This is a genomic window from Mycobacterium novum (assembly GCF_010726505.1).
GTDB classification, from domain to species: Bacteria; Actinomycetota; Actinomycetes; order Mycobacteriales; family Mycobacteriaceae; genus Mycobacterium; species Mycobacterium algericum.
This window is the reverse complement of the sequence record NZ_AP022562.1, coordinates 3,539,541-3,553,507: the sequence shown is the minus strand read 5'-3', so window position 1 is coordinate 3,553,507 and position 13,967 is coordinate 3,539,541. Positions and strand designations below refer to the sequence as shown.

14 protein-coding genes are annotated in these 13,967 nt (G+C 67.2%); 6 read left to right on the top strand and 8 right to left on the bottom strand.

What is annotated here, in order from left to right; genetic code table 11:
* Nucleotides 1–17 precede the first annotated feature (17 nt).
* The 4 genes from pcaH to pcaDC are packed head-to-tail and all read left to right on the top strand — an operon-like array spanning nt 18 to nt 3,665.
* Nucleotides 18–764, top strand: coding sequence for a protocatechuate 3,4-dioxygenase subunit beta (gene pcaH / locus G6N19_RS16580; RefSeq protein ID WP_041318308.1), 747 nt, complete (start codon nt 18–20; stop codon nt 762–764).
* The gene (pcaG, locus tag G6N19_RS16575) at nt 761–1,312 is read left to right on the top strand and encodes a protocatechuate 3,4-dioxygenase subunit alpha (RefSeq protein ID WP_013829643.1); all 552 of its coding nucleotides are present in this window, start codon (nt 761–763) and stop codon (nt 1,310–1,312) included. The genes pcaH and pcaG overlap by 4 nt, the downstream gene beginning before the upstream one ends.
* A complete protein-coding gene (gene pcaB, locus G6N19_RS16570) occupies nt 1,309–2,508 on the top strand; it encodes a 3-carboxy-cis,cis-muconate cycloisomerase (protein WP_041318311.1) in 1,200 nt (399 codons plus the stop codon). The genes pcaG and pcaB overlap by 4 nt, the downstream gene beginning before the upstream one ends.
* Nucleotides 2,505–3,665, top strand: coding sequence for a bifunctional 3-oxoadipate enol-lactonase/4-carboxymuconolactone decarboxylase PcaDC (gene pcaDC, locus G6N19_RS16565; RefSeq protein WP_013829645.1), 1,161 nt, complete (start codon nt 2,505–2,507; stop codon nt 3,663–3,665). The genes pcaB and pcaDC overlap by 4 nt, the downstream gene beginning before the upstream one ends.
* A 45-nt stretch (nt 3,666–3,710) precedes the next feature.
* Here the strand turns inward: pcaDC and G6N19_RS16560 are convergent, their stop codons facing one another.
* Together G6N19_RS16560 and serA are read right to left on the bottom strand one after the other, a co-directional pair.
* Entirely contained in the window at nt 3,711–4,727 is a 1,017-nt protein-coding gene (locus G6N19_RS16560) for a 3-isopropylmalate dehydrogenase (protein ID WP_013829646.1), read from the bottom strand.
* Nucleotides 4,724–6,310, bottom strand: coding sequence for a phosphoglycerate dehydrogenase (gene serA, locus G6N19_RS16555; protein WP_041318314.1), 1,587 nt, complete (start codon nt 6,308–6,310; stop codon nt 4,724–4,726). The genes G6N19_RS16560 and serA overlap by 4 nt, the downstream gene beginning before the upstream one ends.
* A gap of 334 nt (nt 6,311–6,644) precedes the next feature.
* Here serA and G6N19_RS16550 point away from each other — a divergent pair, with 334 nt between their 5' ends.
* Nucleotides 6,645–7,268 carry a hypothetical protein gene (locus G6N19_RS16550; protein ID WP_013829648.1) on the top strand — a complete coding sequence of 208 codons (624 nt, stop codon included), beginning with the start codon at nt 6,645–6,647 and terminating at the stop codon, nt 7,266–7,268.
* Between the two features lie 129 nt (nt 7,269–7,397).
* On the opposite strand, the gene ilvC is transcribed toward G6N19_RS16550, so the two are convergent.
* The 5 genes from ilvC to G6N19_RS16525 all read right to left on the bottom strand — a co-directional run bounded on the left by ilvC (nt 7,398) and on the right by G6N19_RS16525 (nt 12,546).
* On the bottom strand, nt 7,398–8,399 hold the full coding sequence (gene ilvC / locus G6N19_RS16545) for a ketol-acid reductoisomerase (RefSeq protein WP_193374471.1): 1,002 nt from the start codon (nt 8,397–8,399) through the stop codon (nt 7,398–7,400).
* Between the two features lie 63 nt (nt 8,400–8,462).
* Nucleotides 8,463–8,975 carry an acetolactate synthase small subunit gene (gene ilvN / locus G6N19_RS16540; protein WP_013829650.1) on the bottom strand — a complete coding sequence of 171 codons (513 nt, stop codon included), beginning with the start codon at nt 8,973–8,975 and terminating at the stop codon, nt 8,463–8,465.
* Nucleotides 8,975–10,837 carry an acetolactate synthase large subunit gene (locus G6N19_RS16535; RefSeq protein WP_041318317.1) on the bottom strand — a complete coding sequence of 621 codons (1,863 nt, stop codon included), beginning with the start codon at nt 10,835–10,837 and terminating at the stop codon, nt 8,975–8,977. Before G6N19_RS16535 ends, ilvN begins: the two co-directional genes overlap by 1 nt.
* Nucleotides 10,838–11,038: 201 nt before the next feature.
* Nucleotides 11,039–11,911, bottom strand: a complete 873-nt coding sequence (locus G6N19_RS16530; RefSeq protein WP_049792898.1) for a metal-dependent hydrolase — start codon at nt 11,909–11,911, stop codon at nt 11,039–11,041.
* Entirely contained in the window at nt 11,908–12,546 is a 639-nt protein-coding gene (locus G6N19_RS16525; RefSeq protein ID WP_013829653.1) for a TetR/AcrR family transcriptional regulator, read from the bottom strand. Before G6N19_RS16525 ends, G6N19_RS16530 begins: the two co-directional genes overlap by 4 nt.
* 164 nt (nt 12,547–12,710) lie before the next feature.
* On the opposite strand from G6N19_RS16525, the gene G6N19_RS16520 reads away from it, so the two are divergent.
* Complete coding sequence (locus G6N19_RS16520; protein ID WP_049793035.1) at nt 12,711–13,049, top strand: PH domain-containing protein; 339 nt, start codon at nt 12,711–12,713, stop codon at nt 13,047–13,049.
* Nucleotides 13,050–13,082: 33 nt separating this feature from the next.
* Here the strand turns inward: G6N19_RS16520 and G6N19_RS16515 are convergent, their stop codons facing one another.
* The gene (locus G6N19_RS16515; RefSeq protein WP_041318320.1) at nt 13,083–13,898 is read right to left on the bottom strand and encodes a DoxX family membrane protein; all 816 of its coding nucleotides are present in this window, start codon (nt 13,896–13,898) and stop codon (nt 13,083–13,085) included.
* Nucleotides 13,899–13,967: the final 69 nt, after the last annotated feature.

Here is a 13,967-nt window from a genome sequence, read left to right as displayed (position 1 = left end):
ACCGATACCGTGACGCTATGACCGGCCAGGCGGAGATCAGCGCAGAGATCGCGGCGATCCAGGCCGAGTACCGGACCGCAGGTACCCAGGAGAGCCAACCGAGGCTGGACTATCCGCCGTATCGCAGTAGCAGGCTTCGCCACCCCAACAGGCCCCTACACCTCACCGATCCGGAGACTGTCGAGGTGCGGGGGCCCTGCTTCGGCGACTCCGATGTCGATGCGGCCGACGCCGATCTGACGGCCCAGCATCCCGGCGAACCGATCGGCGAGCGCATCGTGGTGACCGGTCGCATCCTTGACGGCGACGGCAGGCCGGTGCGCCGGCAACTCGTCGAGATCTGGCAGGCCAACGCCAGCGGCCGCTACATTCACCAGCGGGATCAGCACCCGGCGCCGTTGGACCCCAATTTCACCGGCGCGGGACGTTGCCTCACCGACGACGACGGCTGCTACCGGTTCACGACGATCAAACCGGGCCCCTACCCGTGGCGTAACCACCACAACGCGTGGCGCCCCGCGCATATCCATTTCTCGGTGTTCGGCAGTGATTTCACCCAGCGGATGATCACTCAGATGTACTTCCCGGGCGACCCGCTGTTCTCGTTGGACCCGATCTACCAGTCGATCACCGATCAGCGGGCCCGCGACCGGCTCGTCGCAAGCTACGACCACGACATCACCAGCCACGAATGGGCCACCGGCTACCGGTGGGACGTGGTGCTCACCGGTCCGGCCGCAACGCCGTGCGAGGAGCCGCGGTGACCAGGTTGACCGCCACTCCGGGACAGACCGTCGGCCCGTTCTTCGGGTTCGCGTTGCCGTTCGACCGTGGCAACGAACTCGTCTCCCCCGACGCACCCGATGCCATCCGCCTGCACGGCACCGTCACCGACGGCGCCGGAGCGCCGGTTCCCGATGCGCTGCTGGAGATCTGGCAGCCCGATACCGACGGCTCGGTGTCAACGGCCACCGGATCCCTTCGCCGGGACGGCCGGGCCTTCACCGGCTGGGGACGCGCTGAGACCGACGCGCACGGTCATTACAGCTTCACGACGATCAAACCCGGTGCACGGCAACGGTTGACACCATTCATCGCGGTCACCGTGTTCGCACGCGGTCTGCTGAACCGGTTGTTCACCCGCGCCTACCTGCCCGACGAGCGACTCCAGACCGACCGCCTGCTCAGCTCGCTGCCCGACGATCGACGCCATACCCTCATCGCGGTGCCCGACGAGCAAGGTTTCCGTTTCGACATCAGGCTGCAGGGCGCCGACGAGACGGTGTTCCTACGTTATCGGGGGCAACCGTGACGGACTTGTTGTGGCCCGGCGACCACCGGGCGGGGCACATCTTCAGCGACGCAGCGTTTCTGACCGCAATGGCACGGGTCGAAAACGCTTGGCTCAGTGTGCTCGTCGACGCCGGTATCGCGCCGGACTCGGCACGAGCCGATCTGACCGCGACGATCGCGGCAACCGACGTCGAGGAGGTGGCCGTAGCGGCCGAGACCACCGGCAACCCGGTGCCCGGGCTGGTGACCCTGCTTCGTGACCGCACCGGCGGTGAACCGGCACGCTGGCTGCACCGAGGCCTGACCAGCCAGGACGTCGTCGATACCGCGCTGATGCTGTGTCTTCGCGATGCCCTGGAGCGAATCCACGACGAAACCGTCGCGCAGGTGCGCAGGTTGGCCGAGCTGGCCGAAACCTACCGCGACAGCCCCATGCTCGCCCGCACCCTGACCCAGCCCGCGTTGCCCACGACGATCGGCATGAAGGTCGCACATTGGCTTGGCGGGGTTCTCGACGCGGCCGACTCGTTAGCCGCACTGCCGGCACTTCCGGTTCAGGCCGGTGGCGCCGCGGGGACGCTGGCGGCCGCCACCGAGCTGGCCGACTCCCCCGGTGACGCCGTCACACTGTCAGGGCGACTGGCCGCCGCGCTTGATCTCACCGACACCCCACCGTGGCACACCACCCGGTCCGTTCTGACCCGTGTGGGCGACGCGTTGGCGACGTGTTGCGACGCCTGGGGCCACATCGCCGGCGATGTCGCGATCGGCAGCAGGGCCGAGGTCGGCGAACTGGCGGAGGGCCGAGGTGGCGGCTCATCTACCATGCCGCACAAGAGCAATCCGGTGTTGTCCATCCTGATCCGGCGCGCCGCGTTGGTTGCGCCGTCGCTGAGTGCCGCCGTGCACGTCGCGTCGGCAGCCAGCGTCGATGAGCGCTCCGACGGCGGCTGGCATGCCGAATGGGCCACTCTCCGAACATTGAGCCGTCACACCGTCGTGGCCGCAGCCCAGACCGCCGAACTGCTCGCCGGCCTGGTGATCGACACCGACCGTGCCGCGGCGAATCTGGCCGCCGCCGGTGATCTGCTCGCAGAGCAGCGGTCCATGACCGAGTTGACCGGTCGTACGGCTCGGCGCGACTACACCGGCGCGGCAGGCCATCTCATCGATGTCGTGCTGCAACGCGCGCGCCACACGACGGGAGTGACATGAGCGTGCCAGGGCTGGTCGGGACCGACTTCGGCGGACCGCCGGACGCGGATCTGCTGCTGCTGGGGCCATCACTGGGCACATCGGCAAGCGCGCTGTGGGGCGCGGCCGCTGAACGACTCGCCGAGCACGTGCGCGTCGTCGCGTGGGATCTTCCCGGCCACGGCCATAGCCCGGCAGGGCGATTCGGGATACCGGATCTGGCAACCGGCGTGCTTGCGTTGGCCGACGAGATCGGCCCGCACACTGCGTTCCACTACGCCGGAGTCTCCATCGCGGGTGCAGTCGGCCTGCAATTGCTGCTCGATGCCCCCGAGCGGTTGTCGAGCGCCACGCTGCTGTGCACCGGCGCCAGCATCGGACGGGCCGAGGATTGGGCCAACCGCGCCGACACCGTGCGCACATCGGGCACCGGCGCGGTCATCGAGTCTTCCCTGCAACGCTGGTTCGCCCCTGGTTTCGCCGCCGGCCGGCCCGATGCGGTCGCGGCGCTGTCGGAGGCGCTGAGCCTCACCGACACTGAATCGTATGCGCAAGCGTGCGAGGCCCTGGCCGATTTCGATGTCACCGCGCGACTTGCTCAGATCACGGTGCCCGTGTTGGCCGTTGCGGGCTCGGAAGATGTCGCCACTCCCCCGGAATCGCTGCGGCGTATCGCTTCCGGCGCCCGGCACGGCCGGCTGGTGACACTCGACGGCGTTGGTCACCTAGCACCACTCGAGGCGCCCGAGGCCACCGCCAACCTGATTCTCGACCAGCTGATGGTGCGCGACCCGGTCTACACCTCGGGCATGGCCGTGCGACGACAGGTTCTCGGCGATGCCCACGTCGATCGGGCGATCGCGCGCACCACCGACTTCACCGCCGACTTTCAGGACCTGATCACCCGCTACGCGTGGGGCAGCATCTGGACCCGGGACGGCCTCGACCGACGCAGCCGGTCGATCGTCACGCTGACCGCGCTGGTGGCCCGCGGCCACCATGAGGAGTTGGCAATGCATCTGCGCGCAGCGCGCCGCAACGGTCTCAGTGACGACGAGATCAAGGAGGTGCTATTGCAGACCGCCGTCTATTGCGGTGTGCCCGATGCCAATGCGGCGTTCCGCATCGCAGCGCGGGTGCTCGCCGACCACGAGAGTTCGGACGGCGACGCACCCTGATCCGATGAGCGGCGGTCCCATCGCGGCTGGGCCGCTGCCGCAGCCTCAGAGCAGGCCCAGGATCCGATCGCCGGTCGCGGCCGTGGACAACTTCGCCTCACCTCGGGTGGCCAGGTGCTCGGCGACGGCCTGGTCGACCCGCTCGGCTGCGGTGTCCTCGCCGACGTGTGCCAGCAGCAACGCCACCGACATGATCGCCGCGGTCGGATCGGCGATGCCCTGACCGGCGATGTCCGGCGCGCTGCCATGCACCGGTTCGAACATCGACGGGTTGGTGCGGGTGGCGTCGATGTTGCCGCTGGCCGCCAGTCCGATACCGCCGCACACCGCGGCCGCCAGGTCGGTGACGATGTCACCGAACAGGTTGTCGGTGACGATCACATCGAACCGGCCGGGATCGGTGACCAGATAGATGGTCGCGGCGTCGGTGTGGCAGTAGGCGATCTCGACATCGGGATATTCAGCAGCGATCTCCTGCACCGTGCGCCACCACAGGTCCCCGGCGAAGTTGAGCACGTTGGTCTTGTGCAACAACGTCAGGTGCTTGCGTCGGCGCTGGGCCCGGCCGAACGCATCGTGCACCACGCGGCGCACGCCATATGCGGTGTTGACGCTGACCTCGGAAGCGATCTCGTGCTCGGTGCCGCGCCGCAGGAAACCACCGGTGCCGGCGTAGGGCCCCTCGGTGCCCTCGCGCACCACCACCAGGTCGATCTCCGGATTGCCGACGAGCGGGCCGCTGACCCCGGGATAGAGCCGGGCCGGACGCAGATTGACGTGGTGATCCAGCGCGAAACGTGCTTTGAGCAGCAGGCCGCGCTCCAGCACCCCGGAGGGCACCGAGGGGTCGCCGATCGCGCCGAGCAGGATCACATCGTGTGCGCCGAGCTCCTCGAGCACCGAGTCGGGCAAGACCTCACCGGTGGCGTGATAGCGCTTGGCCCCGAGATCGTAGGTCGTCTTCTCGGTGCCGGGCAGCACCGCGTCGAGCACCTTGACGGCTTCGGCGATGACCTCCGGGCCGATGCCGTCGCCCGGGATGACCGCGAGTTTGACACTCATGCCAGGTCGACCTCCTCGAACTTGTTGGCGCCCACCGCGGCGGTGATCGCCGACTGCACGTCCGCCGGCACCGGGCGGTCCACCCGCAGCAGGATCGTCGCCGCCGGCCCTTCGGCGTCTTCGGACAGTTGCGCGGCGTGGATGTTGATGTCGGCGGAGCCCAGCAGGGTGCCGATCTTGCCGAGCGCGCCGGGCTGGTCGGAGTAGTTGATGATCAGGTTGACACCCTCGGCGCGCAGGTCGAAGTGCCGTCCGTTGATCTGGACGATCTTCTCCACCAGCTGCGGGCCGGAGAGGGTGCCGGCCACCGTCACGGCCGCACCGTCGGCGGTGACTGCCTTGAGCTCGACGACGCTGCGGTGGTTGGGACTTTCGGTGGCCGTGCCGATCTCGGCGTCGACTCCGCGCTCGGCGGCCAGCGCCGGCGCGTTGACGAACGTCACCGGATCTTCGATGATCGCCGAGAACAGCCCGCGTAGCGCCGAAAGTTTAAGTATTCCAACGTCTTCGGATGCCAGCTCGCCGCGCACCTGCACACTCAGCGAGACCGGGAGGCCGTCGGAGAGCGCACCCGCCAGCAGCCCGAGCTTGCGCACCAGGTCCAGCCAGGGCGCGACCTCCTCGTTGACAGCGCCGCCTCCCACATTGACCGCGTCGGGCACGAATTCGCCGGCCAGCGCCAGCTTCACACTCTTGGCGACATCGGTGCCAGCCCGGTCTTGCGCCTGGGATGTGGAGGCGCCCAGGTGCGGTGTCACCACCACCTGCGGCAGGTCGAATAGCGGGGAGTCGGTGCACGGTTCGGTGGCGAACACGTCCAGCCCGGCGGCCCGCACATGACCACTGGTGATCGCATCGGCCAACGCCGCCTCATCGATCAGCCCACCGCGGGCAGCGTTGACGATGATCACCCCCGGCTTGGTCTTGGCCAGCGCCTCCTTGCCGATCAGGCCCGCGGTCTCGGGGGTCTTGGGCAGGTGGACCGAGATGAAATCGGCGCGACCGAGCAACTCGTCCAGGGACAGCAACTCGATGCCCAACTGGGCGGCGCGCGCGGCCGACACATAGGGGTCGTAGGCGACGATGTGGGCGCCGAACGCGGCGAGGCGCGCAGCGACCAGCTGGCCGATCCGGCCCAGGCCGACCACGCCGACGGTGTGGTCGAAGATCTCAGTGCCAGAGAACGACGAGCGCTTCCATTCCCTGCCGTGCAGCGAGGCGTCGGCGGCCGGGATCTGCCGCGCGGCGGCGAGCATCAGCGCAATGGCATGCTCGGCGGCGCTGTGGATATTCGAGGTCGGGGCGTTGACGACCAGCACACCGCGTGCGGTGGCGGCGTCGACGTCGACATTGTCCAGGCCGACCCCGGCGCGGGCCACGATCTTGAGCTTGGTGCCGGCCGCGAGCACCTCGGCGTCGACTGTGGTCGCCGAGCGCACCAGCAGTGCGTCCGCCTCCGGTACAGCGGCCAGCAGCTTCTCCCGGTCGGGGCCATCGACCCAGCGAACCTCGACCTGATCCCCGAGTGCGGCGACGGTGGATTGGGCGAGCTTGTCAGCGATCAGTACCACGGGCAGAGTCACCCGAACAGCCTAACGATGGCCGCCGGAGCGGCGTAGCCGGGCGCTGGCGGGCACCTCCCGCTTTGTGCGGAAGGGCTGTTGCCGTCGATCCCCGGGATTGCACCGAGGCCGGCGCCACGCCGTATCGACCGCGGCTGCACCGCACCTGGACCGGAGCGACTCCGCCGGCGACCGAATTCCGTGCTGGCGGACGTATCGGGCATCGAACGTGCGACACCGCTAATTTCCAATTAAGTATGGACTTGTTTGCACTTTAATGTAATCTCAGTTCCTCTGTGGTGAACATAACAAACAGTCCTAGCCATGATGCAGGTCACAGTCCCGAGGAGCAGCCATGAACGCCACCCTTCGTCCGTTTGCCCTGGCGGGCGCCGCGATCATCGGCGCCACCGCAATCGCCGCCACACCCGTGGTGGTCGTACCCGTGAGCGTGCCGACACCGGTCATCGAGCTCACTGCCGACGCCGGCGGCGCGTTCGAGGGTGCGCTCGGCTCGCTCGGCGACAGTTTGGGCAACCTGCTGAGCAGCCTGGATCTGTCGGAGATCCTGGGCGACCTCTTCAGCAACCTGAATCTGTCGGAGATCTTCGGCGACTTCTTCGCCAACCTGAATCTGTCCGAAATGTTCGGCGACTTCTTCGCCAACTTCGACCTGTCGGGCATCTTCACCGGCATCACCGACTTCTTCGCCAACTTCGACCTGTCGGGCATCTTCACCGGCATCACCGACTTCTTCGCCAACTTCGACCTGTCGGGCATCTTCACCGGCATCACCGACTTCTTCGCCGACTTCGACCTGTCGGGCATCTTCACCGGCATCACCGACTTCTTCGCCGACTTCGACCTGTCGGGCATCTTCACCGGCCTCGGCGACTTCTTCGCCGACTTCGACCTGTCGGAGCTCCTGGGCGGCCTGGATCTGTCCGGCTTGCTCGACGACCTGTTCGGCGGTCTGTAAAGGGCGGCGCCGGCAGAGCCCGACGCGGGCGGCCTCAGGTCCAGCCGAGCCCGTGACAACAAGCGGGTGGCCCCTGCCATGGCACGGGCCACCCGCTTGTTGGACAGCGTTCGGGCCGATATCAGCTCGTCAGGCGGTCTCGGTGATGGGACGGTCCACCCAGCTCATCAGGTCCCGCAGCTTCTTGCCGGTGACCTCGATCGGGTGCTCGGCGTTGGCCTTGCGCAGCCCCTCGAGCTCCTTGTTGCCGCCCTCGACGTTGGCCACCAGGCGCTTGACAAAGGTGCCGTCCTGGATGTCGGAGAGGATGTCGCGCATCCGCTGCTTGGTGTCGGCGTCGATCACCCGCGGCCCGGACAGGTACCCGCCGAACTCCGCGGTGTCGGAAACCGAGTAGTTCATCCGGGCGATACCGCCCTCGTACATCAGGTCCACGATCAGCTTGAGTTCGTGCAGCACCTCGAAGTAGGCCATTTCCGGGGCGTAGCCGGCCTCGACCATCACCTCGAAGCCGGCCTTGACCAGTTCCTCGGTGCCGCCGCACAGCACAGCCTGCTCACCGAACAGGTCGGTCTCGGTCTCTTCCTTGAAGGTGGTCTTGATGACCCCGGCCCGGGTGCCGCCGATGCCCTTGGCATACGACAGTGCCAGCGCCTCGCCGTCGCCGCGCGGATCCTGGGCGACCGCGATCAAGGAGGGCACACCCTTGCCGTCGACGAACTGGCGCCGCACCAGGTGGCCCGGCCCCTTGGGAGCGACCATCCCGACGATGATGTCGGCGGCCGGCTTGATCAGACCGAAGTGGATGTTCAGGCCGTGGCCGAAGAACAGCGCGTCGCCCGCCACCAAGTTGGGCTCGATGTCGGTTGTGAAGATCTCGGCCTGCGCGGTGTCGGGCGCCAGCAGCATGATTACGTCGGCCCACTTGGCGACCTCGGCGGGGGTGTCGACCTCGAGGCCCTGCTCGGCGACCTTGGGGCGCGACTTCGAGCCCTCTTTGAGGCCCACCTTCACCTGCACGCCGGAGTCGCGCAGGCTCAGCGAGTGCGCGTGACCCTGGCTGCCGTAACCGATCACGCCGACCTTGCGGCCCTGGATGATCGACAGGTCGGCGTCGTCGTCGTAGAACATCTCAACTGCCACTTTGTGTCACTTCTTTCTGTTCGTTCTTCGGTGAAGTAATTGGATTGGGGACTATTTGGCCGTGACGATGCCGCGCGGACCGCGCGACAACGATACGAGACCCGATTGGACGATCTCACGGATGCCATAGGGTTCCAGCACTCGCAGCAACGCCTCGAACTTGGCCGGGGTGCCGGTGGCCTCAACGATCAACGATTCCGGAGAAACATCGATCACCCTGGCGCGGAACAGGTTCACCGCCTCGACGATCTGTCCCCGGGTGCCGGCGTCGGCGCGGACTTTGATCAGCGCGATCTCGCGGGAGACCGAGTTGTCGTCCTCCTGCTCGACGATCTTGATGACGTTGACCAGTTTGTTCAACTGCTTGGTGATCTGCTCCAGCGGGGTGTCCTCCACCGAGACAACGATCGTCATCCGGGACATGTTCTTTGTCTCGGTGGCACCGACCGCCAGCGACTTGATGTTGAAGCCGCGCCGGGAGAACAGTGCCGCAACCCGGGCGAGCACACCGGGTTTGTCCTCGACCAGCACCGACAGCGTGTGCGTCTTCCAGTCGGTGCTCATCAGACGTGTCCCTCGTTGTCCTCGTTGTCGAACAGCGGCCGAATACCGCGCGCCGCCTGGATCTCGTCGTTACTGGTGCCGGCGGCCACCATCGGCCACACTTGTGCGTCGGCGCCGACGATGAAGTCGATCACCACCGGCCGGTCGGTGACCGCCCTCGCCTGATTGATCACGTCTTCAACGTCTTCTTCACGCTCGCAACGCAATCCGACACAGCCCAGCGCCTCGGCAAGCATCACGAAATCGGGGATGCGACGCGAGTGGGTTGCCAGGTCGGTCTGGCTGTACCGCTCCCCGTAGAACAGGGTCTGCCACTGGCGGACCATGCCCAGGTTGCCGTTGTTGATCAGCGCGACCTTGATCGGCACACCCTCGATGGCGCAGGTGGCCAGTTCCTGGTTGGTCATCTGGAAACAGCCGTCGCCGTCGATCGCCCACACCTCGGCCTCCGGGCGGCCCATCTTGGCGCCCATCGCCGCCGGGATGGCGAAACCCATCGTGCCCAGTCCCCCGGAGTTCAGCCAGGTCCGCGGCTTCTCATAATGGACGAACTGCGCCGCCCACATCTGGTGCTGGCCGACCCCGGCGACATACACCGCGTCGGGTCCGGCGATACGACCCAGGGCCTCGATCACGTACTCCGGGGACAGACTGCCGTCGCTCTGCGGCCCGTAGCTCAGCGGATACCTCGAGCGCAGGTCGTCGAGATAGGCCCACCATTCCGAGAGATCCAGCGACAGCTCGTCGTGGCGCAGCGCACCGCTCAGCTCGGTGATGACGGCCTTGACATCGCCGACGATAGGCACGTCTGCGTGCCGGTTCTTGCCGATCTCGGCCGGGTCGATGTCGGCGTGGATCACCTTGGCCTCGGGGGCGAACGAGTCCAGCTGGCCGGTGACCCGGTCGTCGAACCGCGCACCGAGGGTGATCAGCAGATCCGAGTGCTGCAGTCCGGCAACCGCCGCGACGGTGCCGTGCATGCCGGGCATGCCCAAGTGCTGGCGGTGGCTGTCCGGGAAGGCGCCGCGAGCCATCAGGGTGGTCACCACCGGGATACCGGTCAGCTCGGCCAGCTCGGCCAGCTCCTCACACGCTTCGCCGCGGATCACGCCGCCGCCGACGTAGAGCACCGGCCGGCGCGCCGCGGCGATCAGCTTGGCCGCCTCACGGATCTGTCGGTTGTGCGGTTTGGTGTTGGGTTTGTAGCCCGGCAAGTCCAGCTTCGGCGGCCAGGCGAAGGTGCACTGGCCCTGCAGCACGTCCTTAGGGATATCAACGAGAACTGCCCCGGGCCGTCCGCTTGCCGCGATGTGGAACGCCTCGGCGATCACCCGGGGGATGTCGTCGCCGTTGCGAACCAGAAAGTTGTGCTTGGTGATCGGCATGGTGATCCCGGAGATGTCGGCCTCCTGGAAGGCGTCGGTGCCGATCAACTGCCGACCCACCTGCCCCGTGATGGCGACCACCGGGATGGAGTCCATCTGCGCGTCGGCCAGCGGCGTGACCAGGTTGGTGGCGCCGGGCCCGGAGGTGGCCATGCACACTCCGACCCGGCCGGTGGCGTGCGCGTAACCGCTGGCGGCGTGTCCGGCGCCCTGCTCATGGCGGACCAGCACGTGGCGTAGCTTCTTCGAGTCGAACAGCGGATCGTAAACCGGCAGCACCGCGCCGCCGGGGATACCGAAGATGACGTCGACGTCGAGTTCTTCCAGGGAGCGGATCACCGACTGGGCACCGGTCATCTGCTCGGGGGGGACACTCTTGGCCGACGGTTTGGCTTGGCCGGCGGCGGTCCCGTTGGCCGGCTGCGGCCTGTCAGTTGCGGCCGGCCGCTCCGGCGGTCGCGTGGTGGGTGCGCTCACGGTTTCCTCTTTGTCTCTGGTGCTCTGGACTGGTGGCAACAAAAAACCCCCGCCAGCTCAGCTGCTGCACGAGGGTTGCGCGTTGGTGGTTGAAAGCTCAGGCAACAACCAACGCGCAGGGGGCTACTACGAGCATGCCGTTGTCCATAGCGGATGACGGTAGTCGCTGGACCGACCAGGGTCAAATGGCCGGTCCACGGTTCAGTGCAGGTGACCGACCAGCGATCCGCGTTCGCCGAACAACTCCGCCTCCCAGCGCTGCAGCAGCACGGTGTTGTCGTGGTCATCGGGGTGGAATCCCGGCCGGAGGTAGTCGCCGAGCCGCCGAAAAACCGCGCGGGTCAAAAACGGTGAGTGCCGCAGCGCGGCAAAGCTGCGGACCAGACGCACCGGGTGGTAGGCCGCCCGGTCGGAGAACAGCGAGATGATGGTGTTCATCGTGACGGCGATGGGGAAGCTGAATCGGATGACCCGCATCGTCCGGATCCGCCGGGTCTCATCACCGCCGACCGCGCGGTAGACATCGAACGCCACCGAGCGGTGCTCGGATTCCTCGACGGCATGCCACAGCAGCATGGACCGCACCTCCGTCGTGCCGAGCAACTCCTGGGCCTGCTCGTCGGCGAGCAGGGTCTCGGCGAACACCGCGGTGAAGTGTTCGAGTGCGGCGGTGATGGAAAGGCAGGTCAGCGGCGAGAAACGTCGCTCGGCCGCCTTCAGGCGGCGGTGCACGAGTCGGTCGATCCTGCGGGTGGGGTAGCCCATCTGCTGCAGCCGCTCATTGAGTGCTCGGTGCTCGCGGCCGTGGGTGACCTCCTGGCCGATGAACCCCTTGACCTGATCCTTCAATACCGGATCGGTGATCTGGCCGGCATAGTGACGCACCGAACGAATGAAGAAGTCCTCGCCCTCGGGGAACACCGCCGACAGGTGCGCGATCATGTGGCTCATCACCAGGTCGCCCTGCACGAAGTGACGCTGCAACGCCGCCACCGGATAGTTGAACCGGATGCGGCGCGGCTGCACCGCTGGATGCGCGACTCGGCCGTTCTCCCCGTTCCCTCTGGTGGTCATCGCGTCTCCTCTGATTGTGGGTCCACCAGCGGCCGGGCCAGCGCCTTGAAAGTGTCAAGGATGTCGTTGGTCGCCAACGGTTCGTAGCCGTCGATCGACCGTGACATCGCCAGGCCGTTCATCAACGCGAACGCCATCTGCAGGCCGATTCGCGAGTGCGAGGTGGCGACATCGGCGGTGCCGCCCGGGTCGAGCAGTTGAGCGGAGACCCGATCAACCGCCTCGGCGAACTGCCGATCGGTTTCGATGACCGCCGGCGCCAGGTCCGGATCGGTGCGAGCCGCCACCCACAGTTCGTGCGTTGCGGCGAATGTCGGGCCCGAATACATCGACCACAACAGGTCAAAGGCCTCGTCCAGCTTGTCCGCAGCGGGATCCAGGCCCGCCATCAACACCTCGAACTCCTCGATACGGCGGTTCAGGGAAAACTCGATGGCGGCGGTCAGCAGGCCGACCTTGGTGGGGAAATGTCCCTGCAGCGCCCCTACCGACACCCCGGCACGACGAGCCACCTCGGTGGTGGTGGTCCCTTTGAAACCCACTTCCACCAGCGCGTCCAGTGTCGCGTCCAGCAGTGCACGCCGGGTCCCGGCGGTGCGCTCCGCCTGCGTCCGGCGGGGTCTGGTCGATGGCATGCAGCCATCATGACCCACTTAAAATAAGTAGTCAATATTTTTTTAACGGCTTGGGCGTCTCCCCTCGTCCGCCCGTCCGCACCCGAGCGGAACGACGGTGACATCATGCGGGGGTGCCCTCCGCATCACACGATCCCGCACCGCTGGTGATCCGCATCTCCCCGATGGCCCACTTCGCGGTCGGCTTCTTGACCCTGGGCCTGCTGATCCCGGTGATGACCTGGCCGTTGACCGCGCCGCTTCTGCTGCTACCGGTACTGTTCTCGGCGCTGATCGTGCGGTGGCGGACCGTTGCCGACGCCCAACAGGTCACGGTGCGAACCCTGCGGGGAAGCCGTTCGGTGAGCTGGGATGACATCGCCGGCCTCGGGTTCAGCCGGGGCTCGTGGGCGCGGGCTCACCTGCGCAACGGCGAGCGACTGCGCCTGCCGGCGGTCAGCTTCGCGACGCTGCCACTGCTCACCGAGGCCAGCGGCGGGCGGGTGCCCAACCCGTATCGGTGAGGCCGGCCCGCCCGGGGCTTACTGCCGGCAAAGCTAGGCGAGCGGGTTCGCCCCGTTGAGGAACACCCACATCGCCACGCCGCCGGCGATCCCGAGCAGCAATGCCGCAACCGACCCGATGAAGGGCCGCCGGGCCCAGCCGCGGTCACCGTCGAGCCCGTAGCGGCCCGGTCCGACCAGCACGATCGCCACCGCCACCACGATCAGCATGATGTGGTACTCGTGGCCGTCCGGCAGGAAGTAGTCGAAGCGCCCCTGGCTCTGCGACGAGACACCGGCGAGCACACCGTTGATCAGGTAGGCCAGTGCGCCGGCAGCGGCCAGCGGGGTGAACAATCCGAGCACCAGCAGTAGGCCGGCGGCGATCTGGCCGCCCCCGGCGGCGTAGGTCAAGATGTCGGCGTGCTGGTAGCCGGCCTCGGCGATCGAGCTCTTCAATCCGGTCAGACCCTGGCCGCCCCACCAGCCGAACAGCTGACGCAGCCCGTGGGCGACCAACGACACACCCAGGCCCAGCCGCAGGAACAGCAGGCCCAGATCCTGGGTCCCGCGCCGGTCCACCACCCGGAACGGGTCGTCGGTGTCCGCGTCAGCGCCGCCGGAACCCACCACTCGCCCGGCGGTGGCCTGCGGCTCGGCGTACGGCAGCGGGTTGTAGTCACCACCGAGCGGGCGCGAACCGGTCGGGTCGTAGGGCGGGATCGCAGCAGTCTCGAAATCACCGGTATAGGTCGGCGATGGCATGTCGTCCTCCGGATCTACCAGACGCGCCGACTTGGGACGTCCTTTGCCTGCGTCGCCAGCATCACCCGGCCGACGCCAGTGTGAGCCCTCACCTTGACTCTTCACCCTGCAAGGGTAAGGGCAACCCCGGCGCGATTGGGGATTTGAACGGCTTCGTTAGCGAATCGATTCCGG